The 19,040-nt window shown below is 51.1% G+C and carries 21 protein-coding genes; 12 read left to right on the forward strand and 9 right to left on the reverse strand.

What is annotated here, in order from left to right; translation table 11 throughout:
* Nucleotides 1-65 precede the first annotated feature (65 nt).
* Nucleotides 66-1,181 (reverse strand): maltose/maltodextrin ABC transporter ATP-binding protein MalK, encoded by a 1,116-nt coding sequence (gene malK, locus WES_RS01610; protein WP_000179159.1) that lies wholly within the window; start codon nt 1,179-1,181, stop codon nt 66-68.
* 364 nt (nt 1,182-1,545) lie between these two features.
* Between malK and malE the strand changes: the two genes are divergently transcribed.
* From malE to malG, 3 genes are all read left to right on the forward strand, one after another.
* Nucleotides 1,546-2,736, forward strand: a complete 1,191-nt coding sequence (gene malE, locus WES_RS01605; RefSeq protein WP_000695404.1) for a maltose/maltodextrin ABC transporter substrate-binding protein MalE — start codon at nt 1,546-1,548, stop codon at nt 2,734-2,736.
* A 377-nt stretch (nt 2,737-3,113) separates the two neighbouring features.
* On the forward strand, nt 3,114-4,658 hold the full coding sequence (gene malF / locus WES_RS01600) for a maltose ABC transporter permease MalF (RefSeq protein WP_016159871.1): 1,545 nt from the start codon (nt 3,114-3,116) through the stop codon (nt 4,656-4,658).
* A 14-nt stretch (nt 4,659-4,672) separates the two neighbouring features.
* Nucleotides 4,673-5,563, forward strand: a complete 891-nt coding sequence (malG, locus tag WES_RS01595) for a maltose ABC transporter permease MalG (RefSeq protein WP_001252052.1) — start codon at nt 4,673-4,675, stop codon at nt 5,561-5,563.
* Nucleotides 5,564-5,656: 93 nt separating this feature from the next.
* Here malG and psiE read toward each other — a convergent pair whose 3' ends face one another.
* Nucleotides 5,657-6,067: a phosphate-starvation-inducible protein PsiE gene (gene psiE / locus WES_RS01590; RefSeq protein WP_000202902.1), complete on the reverse strand. Its 411-nt coding sequence runs from the start codon at nt 6,065-6,067 to the stop codon at nt 5,657-5,659.
* 122 nt (nt 6,068-6,189) lie between these two features.
* Nucleotides 6,190-6,333 (reverse strand): hypothetical protein, encoded by a 144-nt coding sequence (locus tag WES_RS24305; protein WP_000487762.1) that lies wholly within the window; start codon nt 6,331-6,333, stop codon nt 6,190-6,192.
* Between WES_RS24305 and WES_RS23800 the strand changes: the two genes are divergently transcribed.
* The gene (locus WES_RS23800; RefSeq protein WP_024195210.1) at nt 6,334-6,612 is read left to right on the forward strand and encodes a hypothetical protein; all 279 of its coding nucleotides are present in this window, start codon (nt 6,334-6,336) and stop codon (nt 6,610-6,612) included.
* A 46-nt stretch (nt 6,613-6,658) separates the two neighbouring features.
* On the opposite strand, the gene WES_RS01585 is transcribed toward WES_RS23800, so the two are convergent.
* The 5 genes from WES_RS01585 to pgi all read right to left on the reverse strand — a co-directional run bounded on the left by WES_RS01585 (nt 6,659) and on the right by pgi (nt 12,487).
* The gene (locus WES_RS01585; RefSeq protein ID WP_000745771.1) at nt 6,659-8,755 is read right to left on the reverse strand and encodes a YjbH domain-containing protein; all 2,097 of its coding nucleotides are present in this window, start codon (nt 8,753-8,755) and stop codon (nt 6,659-6,661) included.
* Nucleotides 8,755-9,492, reverse strand: a complete 738-nt coding sequence (locus tag WES_RS01580) for a capsule biosynthesis GfcC family protein (protein WP_016159870.1) — start codon at nt 9,490-9,492, stop codon at nt 8,755-8,757. The genes WES_RS01585 and WES_RS01580 overlap by 1 nt, the downstream gene beginning before the upstream one ends.
* The gene (locus WES_RS01575; RefSeq protein WP_016159869.1) at nt 9,489-10,127 is read right to left on the reverse strand and encodes a YjbF family lipoprotein; all 639 of its coding nucleotides are present in this window, start codon (nt 10,125-10,127) and stop codon (nt 9,489-9,491) included. The genes WES_RS01580 and WES_RS01575 overlap by 4 nt, the downstream gene beginning before the upstream one ends.
* A gap of 113 nt (nt 10,128-10,240) precedes the next feature.
* Nucleotides 10,241-10,483: an exopolysaccharide production protein YjbE gene (yjbE, locus tag WES_RS01570; protein ID WP_016159868.1), complete on the reverse strand. Its 243-nt coding sequence runs from the start codon at nt 10,481-10,483 to the stop codon at nt 10,241-10,243.
* A gap of 354 nt (nt 10,484-10,837) precedes the next feature.
* Nucleotides 10,838-12,487, reverse strand: a complete 1,650-nt coding sequence (gene pgi, locus WES_RS01565) for a glucose-6-phosphate isomerase (RefSeq protein ID WP_000789996.1) — start codon at nt 12,485-12,487, stop codon at nt 10,838-10,840.
* A 293-nt stretch (nt 12,488-12,780) separates the two neighbouring features.
* Here pgi and lysC point away from each other — a divergent pair, with 293 nt between their 5' ends.
* On the forward strand, nt 12,781-14,130 hold the full coding sequence (lysC, locus tag WES_RS01560) for a lysine-sensitive aspartokinase 3 (protein WP_001112918.1): 1,350 nt from the start codon (nt 12,781-12,783) through the stop codon (nt 14,128-14,130).
* Between the two features lie 54 nt (nt 14,131-14,184).
* On the opposite strand, the gene WES_RS01555 is transcribed toward lysC, so the two are convergent.
* Complete coding sequence (locus WES_RS01555) at nt 14,185-14,532, reverse strand: Mor transcription activator family protein (protein ID WP_000619864.1); 348 nt, start codon at nt 14,530-14,532, stop codon at nt 14,185-14,187.
* Nucleotides 14,533-15,069: 537 nt separating this feature from the next.
* Here WES_RS01555 and WES_RS01550 point away from each other — a divergent pair.
* The 7 genes from WES_RS01550 to WES_RS01520 all read left to right on the forward strand — a co-directional run bounded on the left by WES_RS01550 (nt 15,070) and on the right by WES_RS01520 (nt 19,026).
* Nucleotides 15,070-15,357 carry a putative holin gene (locus WES_RS01550; RefSeq protein ID WP_016159867.1) on the forward strand — a complete coding sequence of 96 codons (288 nt, stop codon included), beginning with the start codon at nt 15,070-15,072 and terminating at the stop codon, nt 15,355-15,357.
* A gap of 2 nt (nt 15,358-15,359) precedes the next feature.
* Nucleotides 15,360-15,965, forward strand: a complete 606-nt coding sequence (locus WES_RS01545) for a transglycosylase SLT domain-containing protein (RefSeq protein ID WP_016159866.1) — start codon at nt 15,360-15,362, stop codon at nt 15,963-15,965.
* A gap of 12 nt (nt 15,966-15,977) precedes the next feature.
* Nucleotides 15,978-16,292, forward strand: a complete 315-nt coding sequence (locus tag WES_RS01540; protein ID WP_000777272.1) for a membrane protein — start codon at nt 15,978-15,980, stop codon at nt 16,290-16,292.
* A 146-nt stretch (nt 16,293-16,438) separates the two neighbouring features.
* Nucleotides 16,439-16,894 (forward strand): Gp37 family protein, encoded by a 456-nt coding sequence (locus tag WES_RS01535; RefSeq protein ID WP_016159865.1) that lies wholly within the window; start codon nt 16,439-16,441, stop codon nt 16,892-16,894.
* Nucleotides 16,891-17,088: a hypothetical protein gene (locus WES_RS01530; protein WP_016159864.1), complete on the forward strand. Its 198-nt coding sequence runs from the start codon at nt 16,891-16,893 to the stop codon at nt 17,086-17,088. Before WES_RS01535 ends, WES_RS01530 begins: the two co-directional genes overlap by 4 nt.
* The gene (locus WES_RS01525) at nt 17,078-18,502 is read left to right on the forward strand and encodes a phage tail sheath subtilisin-like domain-containing protein (RefSeq protein WP_016159863.1); all 1,425 of its coding nucleotides are present in this window, start codon (nt 17,078-17,080) and stop codon (nt 18,500-18,502) included. The genes WES_RS01530 and WES_RS01525 overlap by 11 nt, the downstream gene beginning before the upstream one ends.
* Nucleotides 18,502-19,026, forward strand: coding sequence for a phage major tail tube protein (locus WES_RS01520; protein ID WP_000907501.1), 525 nt, complete (start codon nt 18,502-18,504; stop codon nt 19,024-19,026). Before WES_RS01525 ends, WES_RS01520 begins: the two co-directional genes overlap by 1 nt.
* The last annotated feature ends 14 nt before the right edge of the window (nt 19,027-19,040 follow it).

The following is a 19,040-nucleotide window of genomic DNA, read 5'->3' on the forward strand; positions in this document are numbered from 1 at the left end:
CCTGAGTCATTGCTTTTCTTTTTTCACATCGCCTGTTACAGGCTTTGTGTCTTTTGTAGGGGTGCTTAAACGCCCGGCTCCTGATGCAGTCGACGACATGCAGTGCCATCCTCACGGAACAGATGGCAACGCTCTGGCGGCAGGCCGATAGCGAATGTGGCACCTTCTTCTACCAACACCACGTCAGACTGGCGGTACACCAGGTTTTGACGAATGGAAGGGATCTGGATATGAATTTGCGTTTCGTTGCCGAGCTGCTCGACCACCTGAACTTCACCCTCAAGGATGACGTCGGCGATATCGCTTGGCAGTAAATGTTCTGGGCGAATGCCCAGCGACATGTTGGCGCCGACCTGAACGTTATGGCTTTCAACCGGCAGCCAGACCTGCTGGAGGTTTGGCATCGGCAGCTCAACCTGGACTTGATCGATTGCAACGGCAGTTACTTTCACCGGCAAAAAGTTCATCTTCGGTGAACCGATAAAACCGGCGACAAAGCGGTCGGCCGGATAGTGATACAACTCAAGCGGCTTCCCGACCTGCGCCACGCGACCGGCGTCCAGCACCACGATTTTGTCGGCCAACGTCATCGCTTCGACCTGATCGTGGGTGACGTAAATCATCGTGCGCCCCAGGCGTTTATGCAGACGGGAAATTTCGATACGCATCTGTACACGCAGCGCGGCGTCAAGGTTAGAAAGCGGTTCATCGAGTAAAAACACGCTTGGCTCGGCCACCAGCGTACGACCAATCGCCACACGTTGACGCTGTCCGCCGGAGAGCGCCTTCGGTTTGCGATCCAGCAAATGCGCCAGTTGCAGCACTTCCGCCACCTGGTTAACACGCTGGTTGATGACCTCTTTCTTCGCGCCTGCCAGTTTCAGGCCAAACGACATATTTTCTGCCACAGACAGATGGGGATAGAGCGCATAGGACTGGAACACCATGCCGACGCCGCGTTCTGCTGGCGGGGTGTCATTCATTCGTTTTTCATCGATGAACAGGTCGCCGCTGGTGATCGTCTCAAGACCGGCAATCATGCGCAGTAAAGTAGATTTACCGCAGCCAGATGGCCCGACAAACACCACGAACTCACCTTCGTGGATGTCGAGGTTGATATCTTTCGATACCACCACATCCCCCCAGGCCTTCGTTACATTTTGTAGCTGTACGCTCGCCATGCCCTTCTCCCTTCGTTACAACCTGTCATCGACAGCAACATTCATGATGCAGTGACTATGCGTCATCGGAAGATGGCTTAAATCCTCCACCCCCTGGCTTTTTTATGGGGGAGGAGGCGGGAGGATGAGAAGATGGGGTCTGCATACTAATCCGAGGGAAAGTAAGGAAATTCGTGATATTGCTTGCAAAAAACATGGCAATTTTGTGTGCGCCTTCCCGCAATACTGCTGTTTCTGCGATGCAGATCACATAAAACGAAGGTGGGGCGTAGGGGCAAGGAGGATGGAAAGAGGTTGCCGTATAAAGAAACTAGAGTCCGTTCAGGCGTTTTCACAAGCACTTCACCAACAAGGACCAGAGATTATGAAAATAAAAACAGGTGCACGCATCCTCGCATTATCTGTTTTGACGACGATGATGTTTTCCGCCTCGGCTCTCGCCAAAATCGAAGAAGGTAAACTGGTAATCTGGATCAACGGCGATAAAGGCTACAACGGCCTCGCAGAAGTGGGTAAGAAATTCGAGAAAGATACCGGAATTAAAGTCACCGTTGAGCACCCAGATAAGCTGGAAGAGAAATTCCCTCAGGTTGCGGCCACTGGCGATGGTCCGGACATTATTTTCTGGGCGCACGACCGCTTTGGTGGCTATGCCCAATCTGGCCTGTTGGCTGAAATCTCCCCAGACAAAGCGTTACAGGACAAGCTGTATCCGTTTACCTGGGATGCTGTACGTTATAACGGCAAACTGATTGCTTATCCGATTGCCGTTGAAGCGTTATCGCTGATTTATAACAAAGACCTGCTGCCGAACCCGCCAAAAACCTGGGAAGAAATCCCGGCGCTGGATAAAGAACTGAAAGCGAAAGGTAAGAGCGCGCTGATGTTCAACCTGCAAGAACCGTACTTCACCTGGCCGCTGATTGCTGCCGACGGTGGTTATGCGTTCAAGTATGAAAACGACAAATACAATGTGAAAGACGTTGGTGTGGATAATGCTGGCGCGAAAGCAGGTCTGACCTTCCTGGTTGATCTGGTTAAAAACAAACACATGAATGCAGATACTGATTACTCCATCGCAGAGGCGGCCTTTAACAAAGGTGAAACGGCGATGACCATCAACGGTCCGTGGGCATGGTCCAACATTGACACCAGCAAAGTGAACTACGGTGTGACGCTGCTGCCGACCTTCAAGGGACAACCTTCCAAACCGTTCGTTGGCGTTCTGAGTGCAGGCATTAACGCTGCCAGCCCGAACAAAGAACTGGCGAAAGAGTTCCTCGAAAACTACCTGCTGACTGACGAAGGGCTGGAAGCGGTAAATAAAGATAAACCGCTGGGCGCCGTGGCGCTGAAGTCTTACCAGGATCAGCTGGCGAAAGATCAACGCATTGCCGCCACTATGGATAACGCCAAGAACGGTGAAATCATGCCGAACATCCCGCAGATGTCCGCCTTCTGGTATGCCGTGCGTACCGCAGTGATCAACGCCGCCAGCGGTCGTCAGACTGTTGATGCCGCGCTGAAAGATGCACAGGGTCGTATCACCAAGTAATGCTGCTAAATGCCGGATGCGGCGTGAACGCCTTATCCGGCCTACGAAACCGAAACATATGTAGACCTGATAAGACGCCTCAGCGTCGCATCAGGCGGTTGTTGTCGGAGCGGCGTAAATGCTTCATCCGACATACAAAACTAAATGCCGGATGCGGCGTGAACGCCTTATCCGGCCTACGAAACCGAAACATATGTAGGCCTGATAAGACGCGTCAGCGTCGCATCAGGCGGTTGTTGTCGGAGCGGCGTAATGCTTCATCCGACCTGGAAAAACGAACTGTACGTAAGCCTGATAAGACGCGCCAGCGCCGCATCAGGCAGTTGTTGCCGGATGCGGTGTAATCATTTATCCGTCCAGGAATGAGGAAGAACCCCATGGATGTCATTAAAAAGAAACATTGGTGGCAAAGCGACGCACTGAAATGGTCAGTGTTAGGTCTGCTTGGCCTGCTGGTGGGTTACCTTGTTGTTTTAATGTACGCACAAGGGGAGTACCTGTTCGCCATTACCACGCTGATTTTAAGTTCTGCGGGACTGTATATTTTCGCCAACCGGAAAGCCTACGCCTGGCGCTATGTTTATCCGGGAATGGCAGGAATGGGGCTGTTCGTGCTCTTCCCTCTGGTGTGTACCATCGCCATTGCTTTTACCAACTACAGCAGCACTAACCAGCTAACTTTTGAACGCGCCCAGGAAGTTCTGTTAGATCGTTCCTGGCAAGCGGGCAAAACCTATAACTTTGGGCTTTATCCGACAGGTGATGAGTGGCAACTGGCGCTCACCGATGGCGAAACCGGTAAGCATTATCTCTCCGACGCCTTTAAATTTGGCGGCGAGCAAAAGCTGCAACTGAAAGAAAGCGCCACACAACCTGAAGGCGAGCGCGCAAATCTGCGCGTGATTACCCAAAATCGTCAGGCACTGAGCAACATTACCGCTATCCTCCCGGATGGCAACAAAGTGATGATGAGCTCCCTGCGCCAGTTCTCTGGCACACAACCGCTCTACACACTGGGCGATGACGGTACGCTGACCAATAACCAGAGTGGCGTAAAATATCGTCCGAATGACCAGATCGGCTTTTACCAGTCCATCACCGCCGATGGCAACTGGGGCGACGACAAACTCAGCCCCGGTTACACCGTGACTACCGGCTGGAAAAACTTTACCCGCGTCTTCACCGACGAAGGCATTCAGAAACCGTTCCTCGCGATTTTCGTCTGGACCGTGATGTTCTCACTGATCACTGTCTTTTTAACGGTTGCAGTCGGCATGGTGCTGGCCTGTCTGGTGCAATGGGAAGCGTTGCGCGGCAAAGCTATCTACCGCGTACTGCTGATTCTGCCCTACGCGGTGCCATCGTTTATTTCCATTTTGATTTTCAAAGGATTGTTCAACCAGAGCTTTGGTGAAATCAACATGATGCTGAGCGCGCTGTTTGGCGTGAAGCCCGCCTGGTTCAGCGACCCGACTACCGCACGGACGATGCTGATTATCGTCAACACCTGGCTGGGTTATCCGTACATGATGATCCTCTGCATGGGCTTGCTGAAAGCGATTCCTGACGATCTGTATGAAGCCTCAGCGATGGATGGCGCAGGTCCATTCCAGAACTTCTTTAAAATCACGCTGCCGCTGCTGATCAAGCCGCTGACGCCGCTGATGATCGCCAGCTTCGCCTTTAACTTTAACAACTTCGTGCTGATCCAACTGTTGACCAACGGTGGCCCGGATCGCCTTGGCACCACCACGCCAGCCGGTTATACCGACCTGCTCGTTAACTACACCTACCGTATCGCCTTTGAAGGCGGCGGAGGTCAGGACTTCGGTCTGGCGGCAGCAATTGCCACGCTGATCTTCCTGCTGGTAGGCGCGCTGGCGATAGTGAACCTGAAAGCCACGCGAATGAAGTTTGATTAAGGGAGATAACAAAAATGGCAATGGTCCAACCGAAATCACAAAAAGCACGTTTGTTTATTACTCACCTGCTACTGCTACTTTTTATCGCGGCGATTATGTTCCCGCTGCTGATGGTCGTCGCAATCTCGCTGCGCCAGGGGAACTTCGCGACAGGCAGCCTGATCCCGGAACAAATCTCGTGGGATCACTGGAAACTGGCGTTAGGCTTTAGCGTTGAACAGGCCGATGGTCGCATTACGCCACCGCCATTCCCGGTACTGCTGTGGCTGTGGAACTCGGTAAAGGTCGCCGGGATTTCCGCGATTGGTATCGTGGCGCTCTCTACCACCTGCGCCTACGCCTTCGCCCGTATGCGCTTCCCTGGCAAAGCGACGCTGCTGAAAGGAATGCTGATTTTCCAGATGTTCCCGGCGGTACTCTCACTGGTGGCGTTGTATGCGTTGTTTGACCGTCTGGGTGAGTACATTCCGTTTATCGGTCTGAATACCCACGGCGGCGTTATCTTTGCTTACCTGGGCGGGATTGCGCTGCACGTCTGGACGATTAAAGGTTATTTCGAAACGATCGACGGCTCGCTGGAAGAAGCGGCGGCGCTGGACGGTGCGACACCGTGGCAGGCCTTCCGCCTCGTACTGCTGCCGCTGTCAGTACCGATTCTGGCGGTGGTGTTCATCCTGTCGTTTATCGCTGCCATTACTGAAGTTCCGGTCGCGTCGTTGTTACTGCGTGACGTGAACAGCTACACCCTGGCCGTGGGAATGCAGCAATACCTCAACCCGCAAAACTACCTGTGGGGCGATTTTGCCGCCGCTGCCGTAATGTCTGCATTACCGATCACCATCGTCTTCTTGCTGGCTCAACGCTGGCTGGTCAACGGCCTGACGGCAGGTGGTGTGAAAGGTTAAAGATGTTGTTCTGCCAATGTTATGCCGCTGCACCCTCAACTTACGTTATCCCAACTTGTGACTGTTATTCGGCGCTCCCTGGAGCGCCTTTTTTTACTCCCGCTTCAGCCGTTTCGAATTACACAACCACAGAGTGATCACCAGTAGCAGGATCGCTGCCGAGTAGATCAACACATCCAGTGGCGATTTATGATCGACGATGATCAAGCGCACAATGGCGGTGATCCCGATATAGACAAAGTAACGTAGCGGGAAGTGAAAACCGGACTGGAAGTACTTCACAATCAGGGCGATAAATTCGAAATAGAGAAAGTAAACCACCAGCCCTTCCACCAGCTCATATTTGCTGGTTTGTTCTGGCGCGAACAGCACATCAGCCAGATGCACCGTTTCTTTGCCGAGGAAGACAACCAGAATCAGGCCGAGGCACAACAGGCCAAGATTGAGTACGGTCTGCAAAATGGTGGAGATAAACTCCACGCGCGGACGAGATAACGACGTCATAACAGCCCTCCAACTCAGTGGCGAGCTTCCTGTATAACGCAAAAATGTGACGGGGATCTATATTTTTTGTGTATGTTTTGTTCAACCTGGTGTTAGGACGCCCCCACCAACATCGGATGTGCCTACCCGTAGGCTGGATAAGCCGCGCCTGGCGGCGCATCCGGCAAGACAAACCGCACCATAGCCTGTACTGCAAAAATCACCCATTCAGGTGATTCCCAGCCACCAGCAATGCGCGAAAAATCGACAATGTTCCTCTGGAACAAATGAAACGTAACCTGATAAAGGTGGTAAAAATGAAGCCTTATTTTGCTGCTTTGTTGTTATCAGTCTCTGTTCTTCCTGCTTTTGCCGGTCCGCTCGGTACTGCTGACAAATCCGACCTTCCGCAAAGCAATGTCTCCAGCCCAATGATGGCTCAGTCGCTCAGGCAATCAGACCTGCAACCGATATCGACGGACAGGAAGACAGAATGTTTTCGCCTTTACACACCAGATCGCAAACCGGGGGTGAACTGCGTTCCTGATGGCTCAACAGGTCATTAAGAATGAGGGTGCCAGTGATTGCGAAAACTGGCACCTTTCCCAAGACTTAGCGGAAATTCACGCTTCGGTCGCTGGTCATGTCATACAACTGGAACTTACGCCCAAGTTGCTGACCACCGTCACGCGTCAGCGGCGTCCAGCCAATCGCCGCACGGCTGCGTGTCGGGCCAGACGAGAAGAGATCCAACGGTACAGAGACATACACGCCTTTGGTGAAGTCCCCTTCGCCGTACTCCTCTTTCGAAACGTTGGTGATCGTGGCATAGCCGCCAACCACCACGCCGCTGTCAAAGCGTTTAGCGATCTCCAGCGTGCCGCCTTTATCCCCTGCCAGATACTGCCCGACGCTGGCTTTCACTAACACATCCTGAGCGAAAGATGGCGTCCAGTAGGCGGTCAGATGTCCGGTTTTCACGCTGTAGTCGGTGAATTTCATCATATCTTTTGCACTACGCCAGTCGCGCTGTTTAACGTAGTTGGCGTCCAGACCAAACGCCCAGTTGCTATCCAGCGGACGATACAACACCTCTGCCCCCGCGCCGCCAAACATGGTTTCGAGATAACCACCGTAGACCTGACCATAGAAGCCGTTGCCCAGATGCTGGAAGTAGTTGGCTTGCAGGTTATTCACATAGACATCGTTCTGCACATACTCGCGCACATGGGTACGAACGCGCGGTAAGTGCGAGTCCTGCGGTGGATTGGTGTAGTTAAACTTGTCGTAATTGTTGGCAAGGTTAGCAAACAGGCTGCCGGTGGTGAGCAGATGGTCCGTCAGCCACAAATCCGCCGTTCCCATCACGCCCAGTTGGTACATGTAAAAGTTTTCCGGGCCACCGACTGACTGGTTCAGCACAGGATCGATATGGAAATCAAAGCGCGATTTGTCGATATACCAGCCCTGCTCGGTGGACTGCGGAACCACCGGCTCGACGCGTTTTTGCGCCAGCTTCGTTTCATGCCCAAGCGGCTCGCCGGCGAGATGGTTTTTCAGGCTGGCGACATCGGTTTCCGTCGTCACCTGCGGCATGTTAAGGCGGTTTTCCGTGATACGGATCGTTTTGATCCCATCCGGCAGATCGTTCATCACGATCCGATTAGCGCGAATGATCCCTTCGCGCGAATCACGATATTTCACCTGCTCGCCGGTAACATACAGCGTATCGCCTTTCGCCTGGATCTGCGGATCGGCCAGTCCGGCGTTATATTTCAACAGTGTTAGCTGATTCGCCACCACCGAATGCTGCAAAATGGCATCCTGTGGCTGCGGTTGATATTGCGGTCGGGCGTTATCGTTGTACGAAGGACGTAGATCGTTAAAGTTGGTGCGCAGCGTAACGCCAAACATAAAGGTGTTACCGCGTTCATAGCTAAGGTTAACGTCGGCCCAATCGGTAACGCGATAAATCGCCCCGACGTTAAACTTACTTTTTTGCTCCAGCTTCCCGGCAAAATCCTGCTGATAATTATTGCCTTCATACTCCAGTTTCAGGCGCAGCGGCTGCCAGGGGGTCTGGTATTCCACGCCGCCAAACAGTGAGGCTGGGCCGTGGAACATCTGGCTACCGTCGATAGATCCCGCCTGTTTGTAGCTGTTATCGCGATAGCAATATTTATCACTGGCTGAACAGAGCGGATTTTTCACATTACCGCTGGTGCCCAGATATCCCCAGCCCAGGCCGAGCGTAAAATCGAACGGCCCCCAGGCTTTGCTGGCAACAAGATATTCCGCATCAAACAGCCCCGTACCGCCGATATCCCGCGCACCAACCGCCACTTGCGGCAGCCAGTAACTCTCTTCCCACAAACGCAGTTTGAGATCGAAGGCTTTATCTTTATACGTTTGATCGCCAGAGAACGCTTCGACGCTGCTGTACTGCCGGGTGCGCACATCGGTGTAGCGCAGCGTTGTTTCCAGCCACGGGAAGAGTTGCACTGAAGCAGAGTAATAACGGTACTGATCGTTATCACGATAGTTCAAACTCAACTCCCCTTCCCGCGCCATACGGGCGGTAGGCGTTTGTAACAGACCGACGCCGCCGAAGTCCGATTGCGATGGGCCAATAGGCGCAGGATACGTTTCGCCGTAGCAGGCCGTGCTAATGCCCAGCGCCAGTAAGCTAAGCAGATGTCTTTTTTTCATTATTGCGGTATCCGCTGCGTCAGAGTCTGAAGAATGTCGGCGTTCAGGGCATCAGGCGTCTTACTCCAGGCGGAGTCCGCCAGGCCAACATAAATAATGCTGCCGGGCATCGGCTCTACGTGACGCTTGTTCCAGTAAGCCACCGGCGCTTTTTGCGTGCGTCCATCCGGATAAACGACCCACGCGTAGCTGCGATCTGCACCGCTAAGCAGGTTCTGACCGGAGAGATAGCTCGCCACGTCGCGACCTGGAGTGAATGGCTGCTTGCCAGGACGGCTGATAAGTCCGAACAACGTGACCGTGGACGGCGCGGAACCCACCCACAGCGTGTAATTACCCTGCAACGGCGGGTTGCCGCGTTCGGCAACGCGGACGATATCGGGATCAAGATTGATTTTTTGCCTGCCCGTCACTTTCAACGCCTGAATTTGCTGGCGTAAGGCGTTGATCGCGGCTGCATCGTCGGCGCTGGAATCTGCGGCCTGTTCTGCCAGCCGCGTCAACAACGCCTGCTGCTGCCGCAATGCTGCCGCCGTTGCCCGCTCTTCGCTAATCACCGCACCAGGCCACCAGCTGTTTGCCAGCCGTGGTTGGCCTACCAGATCGATTAAATGCTCCGCGCCCGTCAGCGTTTTGGCCTCACTACTACCATTGCTGAACACCTTGACGGTGCCTGCCGCAAAGACCGATGACGCTCCCACGCTCAAAAGCAACGCGACAATAGTTTGTTTAATCATTGTTTTGCCGCCTTGATGAGAGTGGTTTTCACCGGGAAGTAATCCGCGCCGAGATACTGTTCCGACTGGCGAATTTGCCCTTCGCTGTCGATCCAGTAGCGGTTATGCCATCGCGCCTGGTCGGTGGAGACTTCTTCGTCCAGCACGCGAACCGGGGTTTCATCGCTGCCGACTTTGACGGTATCGGTGCCAGCCCATTTGAAGGCCGAGCGTGCGGTGGCATAGCGCACCTGCTGGTACTCGGTCCAGCCCATCGTGCGCGTCCAGGTTGCGCCATCAACGATTTGTGCAGGTTTGATCAGCGGATCGGCAGCAAGGTTATTCACCTCAATCAGGTTGTCGCCGCCGAGCAGAGTCTTCACCAGACGGCCATGTTGGGTAACGAGAGTGGCCTGATCCTGAGTGACCCATTTTTGTTGTCCGTTTTCAGCGAAGGCCAGCACCACAAATAACTGCGGCCCGCCATTAAACTGCATGTACTGGCTGGCGTAGGGCATATTTTGAATATCATCGTCCGTCAGCTGTACGCCTGGCGTGCCGAACAGACTGTCCCACAGTGAATTGCCCAGCTCTTTAGTCGTGGCTGAACACGCCTGTAATAACAGGCAGATAAGAATGAGTGCTGGTCGCTTCACGACTCTTCTCCAGAGGGGCAGAATAACCACACCGGAGTGTGGTTATGGTAAATCCCTTCATACTTCAAGCCACAGATGCAATGACTCGAATTATTTTGGGGATACATACGTTATTACTGGGTACTGGTGGTCGTGGTTGTGGTGGTCCCGGTATTAGAACCATCGCCGCCACCGGTTGCCGCGAGCGCGACACCCACCGCCGAGCTTACGGTGCTGGCGCTGGTCGCGGAGGAACTACCCGCCGAAACCGACGTTGCTGCCGACCCTGCCGCTTCGCCCACCTGTACAGGTGCAGCCCACGCAGAAGTCGCCGCAAGCGCAGATATGGCAAAAATGCCATACAGAACTTTTTTCATAACAATTTCCCTTCATTGAATGAATGGAGATTTACCCAAAAACATTTCGGGCGGAATCGAGTATACACAACTAAAGCATGTGGATTACGGCGTGGGGAATTAGTTATGGGGTTTTAGGATAATTGGAATGAATAGCAAATATAAGCTTCGACTTATATTTAAATAACACTAAAAATCATAAGCTTAAAATAAAAACAAAAGCAATTGATCTGCGTATTTTCCGAAATTAATCACGATTAAAAATATATTTTAGGATTAACCTCACGGTATGATTTCCGTTAAATCACAGACAAGGGGATTTATCTGATAAAAAAATGCCGACATAACGTCGGCATTGTTATTAAGGTTTTTAAATTAACCGCGCCACGCTTTATAGCGGTTAATCAGACCATTGGTCGAGCTATCGTGGCTGCTGATTTCTTTGTCATCTTTCAGCTCCGGCAGAATGCGGTTAGCCAGCTGTTTACCCAGCTCCACGCCCCACTGGTCAAAGGTGAAGATGTTCAGGATCACGCCCTGAGTAAAGATTTTGTGCTCATACAGCGCAATCAACGCCCCCAGGCTGAACGGGGTGATTTCGCGCAGCAGGATGGAGTTGGTCGGACGGTTACCTTCGAACACTTTAAACGGCACTACATAGTCGAGCGTCGCCGGATCTTTACCCTGATCGCGATATTCCTGCTCTACCACTTCGCGGGATTTACCAAAGGCCAGAGCTTCGGTCTGGGCGAAGAAGTTAGACAGCAGTTTCTGGTGGTGATCAGAGAGCGGGTTATGGGTGATAGCTGGCGCGATGAAATCGCATGGCACCATTTTGGTTCCCTGGTGGATCAGCTGGTAGAACGCGTGCTGACCGTTAGTACCTGGCTCACCCCAGATAATCGGGCCAGTCTGGTAATCCACGACGTTACCGTTACGGTCAACGTATTTGCCGTTGGATTCCATATTGCCCTGCTGGAAGTACGCCGCAAAACGGTGCATATACTGGTCATACGGCAGAATCGCTTCAGTTTCCGCGCCAAAGAAATTGTTGTACCAGATGCCAATCAGCGCCAGCAATACAGGCAAGTTTTTCTCTGCTGGAGTAGTGGAGAAATGCTTGTCCATGGCATGTGCGCCGGAAAGCAGTTCAACGAAGTTATCAAAGCCGATGGAGAGAACAATCGACAGGCCAATCGCTGACCACAAAGAGTAACGACCGCCGACCCAGTCCCAGAACTCGAACATGTTGGCGGTATCAATACCAAACTCGCCAACGGCTTTCGCATTGGTGGAAAGCGCCGCAAAGTGTTTCGCAACGTGCTTCTCATCACCTGCCGCTTTCAGGAACCAGTCACGTGCGCTATGGGCATTGGTCATGGTTTCCTGAGTGGTGAAGGTTTTAGACGCCACCAGGAACAGCGTCGTTTCCGGGTTCACTTTTTTCAGCACTTCTGCGATGTGAGTTCCGTCAACGTTAGAAACAAAGTGCATGTTCAGGTGATTTTTGTACGGACGCAGTGCCTCAGTCACCATGTACGGGCCGAGGTCAGAACCGCCGATCCCGATGTTCACCACGTCGGTGATTGCTTTGCCGGTATAACCTTTCCACTCACCGGAAATAATCGCTTGCGAGAAGGTTTTCATCTTCTCCAGCACCGCGTTAACTTCCGGCATTACGTCTTTGCCATCAACCAGAATCGGCGTATTGCTACGGTTACGCAGTGCCACGTGCAGCACGGCACGGTTTTCGGTGCGGTTGATCTTCTCGCCAGAGAACATCGACTTAATCGCGCCCGCCAGATCGCACTCTTTCGCCAGATCCTGCAATTTCGCCAGCGTTTCTTCGGTGATGCGGTTTTTGGAGTAATCCACCAGCATCTGATCGTCGAAGGTTGCGGAGAACTTAGAAAAACGATCGCCATCTTTAGCAAAAAGATCGGCGATCGTAACGTCTTTCATTTCATCGAAGTGTTTCTGTAGTGCCTGCCAGGCAGCGGTCTGCGTTGGATTGATGTTTTTCATTAGCAATACTCTTCTGATATTGAGAATTGTGACTGTGGAAGATTGTAGCGCCAGTCACAGAAAAATGTGATGGTTTTAGTGCCGTTAGCTCAGCTAACTACTGAAGAGGATAAAAAGTATAGACGTTATAAGCACAATTTCTGACCACGCCCGCTGCATGAATAATCCGCATAATCCCAGCGTTGACACACTCCCCTACACCTTTTATTTATAAATACGGTCTGCGCCTGCACCGGTTTCTATTTTGCCTTTGTGCCAAGGTCGCTTCTTTCATTCCCTGACACGAGGTTGTTATGCCCGATATTGTTGTCTCCAAATTTGGTGGTACTAGCGTGGCTGATTTCGACGCCATGAACCGCAGCGCCGACATTGTGCTTTCTGATGTGAATGTTCGTTTGGTTGTGCTTTCTGCTTCTGCGGGGATTACCAATCTGTTGGTTGCACTGGCTGAAGGTCTGGAACCGGTTGAGCGTTTCGAAAAACTCGATGCTATTCGCAATATTCAGTTCGCCATTCTGGAGCGTCTGCGTTACCCGAACGTCATCCGTGAAGAGATTGAACGTTTGTTGGAGAACATTACTGTTCTGGCCGAAGCGGCGGCACTGGCAACATCTCCGGCACTGACGGATGAACTGGTCAGCCACGGCGAACTGATGTCTACTCTGCTGTTTGTTGAAATCCTGCGCGAACGCGATGTCCAGGCGCAGTGGTTTGATGTGCGTAAAGTGATGCGCACCAACGACCGTTTTGGTCGTGCGGAGCCAGATGTTGTTGCACTGGCGGAACTGGCTGCGTTGCATCTGACTCCACGGCTCAGTGAAGGTTTAGTCATCACCCAGGGCTTTATTGGTAGCGAAAGTAAAGGGCGTACAACAACACTTGGACGTGGCGGCAGCGATTATACGGCAGCCTTGTTGGCGGAAGCCTTACACGCATCTCGCGTTGATATCTGGACTGACGTCCCTGGCATCTACACTACCGATCCACGCGTGGTGCCGGCAGCAAAACGCATTGATAGAATCGCTTTTGAAGAGGCCGCTGAAATGGCGACCTTTGGCGCGAAAGTGCTGCATCCAGCGACGTTGCTGCCCGCAGTGCGCAGCGATATTCCGGTATTTGTCGGTTCCAGCAAAGACCCACGTGCTGGCGGTACGTTGGTGTGTAATAAAACCGAAAATCCACCGCTGTTCCGTGCACTGGCTCTGCGCCGTAAACAAACGCTATTAACCCTGCACAGCCTGAATATGCTGCATTCCCGTGGCTTCCTCGCGGAAGTTTTCGGTATCCTCGCGCGGCATAATATTTCGGTGGATTTAATTACTACGTCCGAAGTGAGCGTGGCATTAACTCTTGATACTACTGGTTCAACTTCTACCGGCGATACATTGTTGACGCAATCACTGCTGATGGAGCTTTCAGCACTGTGCCGTGTAGAAGTGGAAGAAGGCCTGGCACTGGTGGCGCTGATTGGTAACGACCTGTCCAAAGCCTGCGGCGTCGGCAAAGAAGTATTTGGTGTGCTGGAACCGTTCAACATCCGCATGATTTGCTACGGCGCGTCCAGCAATAACCTGTGCTTCCTGGTGCCAGGTGCTGATGCAGAGCAGGTAGTGCAGAAATTGCATAGTAATTTGTTTGAGTAAATGACCAGTACAGGTGAATAGCGACCCACGTCGCTATTCACCATGCCGGATCAATTACGAATTACTACGGCGCTGTTGCTTTTCCGCATGTACGCGTTTCACTATCTTATAAATCCATTGCAGCGTCAGATTATATTTCTTCGCTAATTCGGCGTAGTTGCGACCATCGCACTCGCTATAGATTTGGTAGTCACGCTCCGACGCCCGTCCGGAGATCCCTTTCGGGAAATAAATGCTTTGCCCACCCCAGTTACGCATCATTCGGTCGGCAATGGCAAAGCCCACATTTTCCGCCGATGAGCTGTCGAGATTGATGCTCTCAATCAGAACTTGCGATGCATGAAACGCCAGGTCGTTAATGATCTCCGGTGTCCGGGCCATCTCTTTTGATTTTCGTATCATTTTTCATCTCCATATATCTTGCATCCTGTATAAGACCCGATGCGTGTAAAACCACGGATATACGCTAAGCAGTTGTCATTACTGCCACTCAATACATTCAACAAACAAATAAACAATCACCAAAAATATAAATTTTTAATATTAATGAACGTCATAAATTCACAAAATAAATATATTGTTTGCGTTATGTTTCTTGTCAACTGGAGTATCATTTTACACGATGCTGTATGTGCATACAGTATTATTTTTACCTGTAGTGTAAAAAGATCGTTTCCCTCACAGTCGCTGACTTTCTTAAACAAACTTTAAAAATCAAATGACTATGGACTATTCCTACGATTCACCGTCCTCTTTTCCCTACATAATGACGCGCTTATTCTCCAGGACACCTTTTGCTCTTTTATTAATGGGTGGATTTATTAGCAAGCATGTTCATTTATAGAGGATCTATTTTTTAAAGTTATTTATTAAAGCTTTTTTCATTCTTCACTGGAGGGATCTGGCGACACTAAACGCTCACTTATCAGGAGATATCGTATGAAAAAAGTCACTTTTCCCCGTCTTTCCGGCTGGCTGGTCGCTTCCGTCGCGCTGTTTGTCGCGATCGGCTGGACATCTTCCGCACAGATCCCGGTTGTCATTTATAAACTAAGTCTGGTTTCGCTCGCCGCTGTGCTGGGATACTGGCTCGATCGCAGTCTGTTTCCCTGGGCGCGGCCTGACTCATTTTGCCCCTGGGAAGAGGCGCGATGCTGCGCGGCGGCAATGATTCGTCGGGCTATCATCGTTGCAGCCGTCTGCCTTTCCGTCGCGTTAGGACTTTAGTGATGCAGGTAAAATTTCTCGCGCTAATTACTCTGTTCGCGTTCTTCCCGCTTAACGCATCTGAACCACCGCGAGCATCTCTGGCATGGCGAAACGAACTGATTCGAACTGCACGAGAAGTCTGGGGACTGAACGCCCCGGTGGCAGACTTCGCCGGGCAGTTGCACCAGGAATCAGCCTGGCAGCCAATGGCGCGTTCCCCCGTCGGCGCACAGGGTATGGCGCAATTTATGCCTGCCACAGCGACATGGATAAGCCAGTTGTATCCACAGCTACGTGAAAACAAGCCCTATAACCCAACCTGGGCGATTCGCGCATTGGTGCAATATGACCAGCATTTGTGGAAAAACATCTCGGCGAAAAATGGCTGCCAGCGTATGGCGTTTACCCTAAGCGCCTATAACGGTGGTCAGGGATGGGTTAATCGGGATAAAAAACTGGCCGCATCCAAAGGGTTAGATGCCACCATCTGGTTTGGTCATGTTGAGCACGTCAACGCCGGGCGTAGTGCCGCAAACTGGCGAGAAAATCGTCACTATCCGAAGATGATCCTCTATCAACATGCCGCCCGCTACTTACTCTGGGGGCAGGCAAGCTGTCTTCACTAATCAGAGGGGCCGATGAAACTCAGTATCGATTTTTGGGAAGTGATCTCCCTTATGCTTTCCTTCGTTGGATTAATGTTTGCTGCCGGAAAATTGCTGTTAGCGCAAATTGAAAAAAGACTTAATGAGCGTTTTGAATCTCTGGAAAACGCGCGCCGGGAATCAGAAACAAGCTGGTCGAAACTGGAAAGAGAATTTCTCGAATTTCGTGCCGAGCTTCCGCTGCATTATGTCCGCAGAGAAGATTATCTTCGTGGCCAGGCAGTATTAGAAGCAAAGCTGGATGCCTTATATAGCAAAATAGAGCTATTACAACGTGGCAGCTATTAAATACATCCCCACCTTTACATAAGTGTGGGGATTTTTTATAGCCATTCAATTTTTTCTCTAAATCACATTAAAAGATTCTTCACCTTCACTGCTTCAGAATACATTTCAACGATAACGAAGTGAGCAGTAATTAAGGAACACCCTATATGGAAATTTTATCTGTAATTAATTCTGTTGTGACCAGATTACGTGAACAGAATCCCGAAATGGACGTATTTATTTCATCGGTTGATGCCAATAAATATATTCCGCAGACGCAGCAAGTTACAGTGATTATTAATTATAGCGGTTCTCTATTTGCCATGCCTGAAAGCAGTGATGCCCTCGTGCAACAGCAAACGCTCCGTTTAACTGCCACCGTTATTGTTGGCAAAAATTGTGACGCGTTAAACGCACTGGATCGCATACGCAGCGCACTGGGGGGGATCCAGCTTCCTGATTGCGAGCGTCTTCTTTGGCTTGAAACAGAAATCAATGCAGGCAAGAGCGGTGGTTTCTGCCGCTACATCCTGGAAATGGCGACCAGATCGCTGTTTATCGCAAAACGGGAAAGCACGGACCTTACCCTGCTTACTGAAGTTAATTACGAGGAAACTGAATGAAATACATCTACAACGGCCCGGCAAGCGGCGTCACCCTTGCCGACGGACAAGAAATCTTATTGTGGCCGAACAGTGAAATTGATCTGCCAGAAGAAAACGAGTGGGTTATGACCATGATTGCCCGCAATCACCTGACTCCTGTCATCACTCAGGAAGAACAAAATAACGGAGAGGAAATTGTACATGGCAGCTAATTACCTGCACGGTGTAGAAACCATTGAAATTGAAACCGGTCCGCGCCCGGTTAAAGCGGTAAAATCCGCTGTAATCGCTTTAATCGGTAGTGCACCATGCGGTCCGGTAAACAAACCAACATTGTGCCTTTCTGAAAGCGATGCCGCGCAGTTTGGCTCGACTCAGGCTAACTTTACTATCCCGCAGGCGCTGAAGGCGATTTATGACCACGGCGCCGGTACGGTGGTGGTGATTAACGTACTGGATCCGGCAAAACATGGCTCCAGCATCAGCAATGAGAGTATCACTTTTGATTCCAACAACCAGGCAAAACTGGCTCATCGTGCGGTGCGCAATGTCGTCCTGAAACCCTCTTCAACATCAGCCACTACGTATAGCAGCGCAGCGTTTCATGTTGATGAACAAACAGGAATAATCACTCGTGCAGAAACTGAGATCCCTGCCGGAGCGAAAGTTTGCGCCTATTACTCATGGGCCGATCCAACAAAAGTTACCGCAGCCGATATTATTGGCGCCGTTAATACCGCAGGCGATCGCACGGGGATGAAACTGCTACAGGATACCTATAACCTGTATGGTTTCTACGCCAAAATCCTGCTTGCTCCCGTTTTCTGTACGCAAAAATCGGTCACCACCGAACTGATTGCTCAGGCGGAAAAACTCGGTGCTATCGCCTACATTGACGCCCCAATCGGTACTACATTCCAGCAGGTACTGGCTGGTCGCGGCTCGAAAGGCGCAATCAACTTCAACACCAGTTCTGACCGTGCGCGTTTGTGCTATCCGCACGTCAAAGTTTATGACGGCTCAACCAACCAGGAAGTTCTCGAACCGCTATCTTCACGCGCTGCCGGACTGCGTGCCAAAGTAGACCTGGAGAAAGGTTTCTGGTGGAGCAACTCAAACCAGGAAATTCAGGGCATTATCGGTATCGAACGTTCACTTTCCGCAATGGTTGATGACCCGCAAAGTGAAGTGAATCAGCTCAACGAAAACGGCATTACCACTGTTTTCAATAGTTACGGCTCTGGTCTGCGTTTATGGGGCAACCGCACTGCGGCATGGCCAACCGTGACCCATATGCGTAACTTTGAAAACGTTCGCCGCACGGGTGATGTGATTAACGAGTCGATCCGTTATTTCAGCCAGCAGTATATCGATATGCCGATTAATCAGGCACTAATTGATGCCCTGACCGAGTCGGTAAATACCTGGGGCCGTAAGCTGATTGCCGACGGCGCACTGCTTGGCTTTGAGTGCTGGTACGATCCGGCGCGAAATTCACCGACCGAACTCAGTGCCGGGCATTTATTGCTGAGCTATAAATTCACCCCGCCACCGCCGCTGGAACGTCTGACGTTTGAAACTGAAATTACCTCTGAATATTTAGTCTCTCTGGAGAGCAATAGCTAATGGCTGGAAAAATTCAAATTAACCGTATTACCAATGCCAATATTTATCTCGATGGTAATAACCTTTTAGGTCGTGCAACCGAAATTAAATTACCGGATGTCAGTTTAATTATGCAGGAGCATAAAGCACTGGGCATGGTCGGCAAAATCGAACTCCCGGCAGGTTTCGATAAACTGGAAGGGGAAATTAAATGGAACTCCTTTTATCAAGACGTCATGCGTAAAACGGCAAACCCGTGGCAGGCGGTAGCATTACAGTGCCGCTCCAGTATTGATTGCTATAACTCCCAGGGGAAAGCGAATCAATTAGCGTTAGTCACTCATTTGACTGTTATGTTTAAAAAGAATCCATTGGGAACATTTAAACAGAATGAAAACCCGGAATTCAGCAGCGCCTTTGGTTGTACCTATATTAAACAGGTGGTCGATGGTGAAACACTACTGGAACTGGATTACCTGGCGAATATTTTCCGCGTTAACGGCGTGGATCAATTAAGTACCTATCGCAATAACATCGGTGGCTAAGTTATTCGGGGCTA

This window comes from Escherichia sp. KTE31, from assembly GCF_000407925.1.
Taxonomy (GTDB): Bacteria; Pseudomonadota; Gammaproteobacteria; order Enterobacterales; family Enterobacteriaceae; genus Escherichia; species Escherichia ruysiae.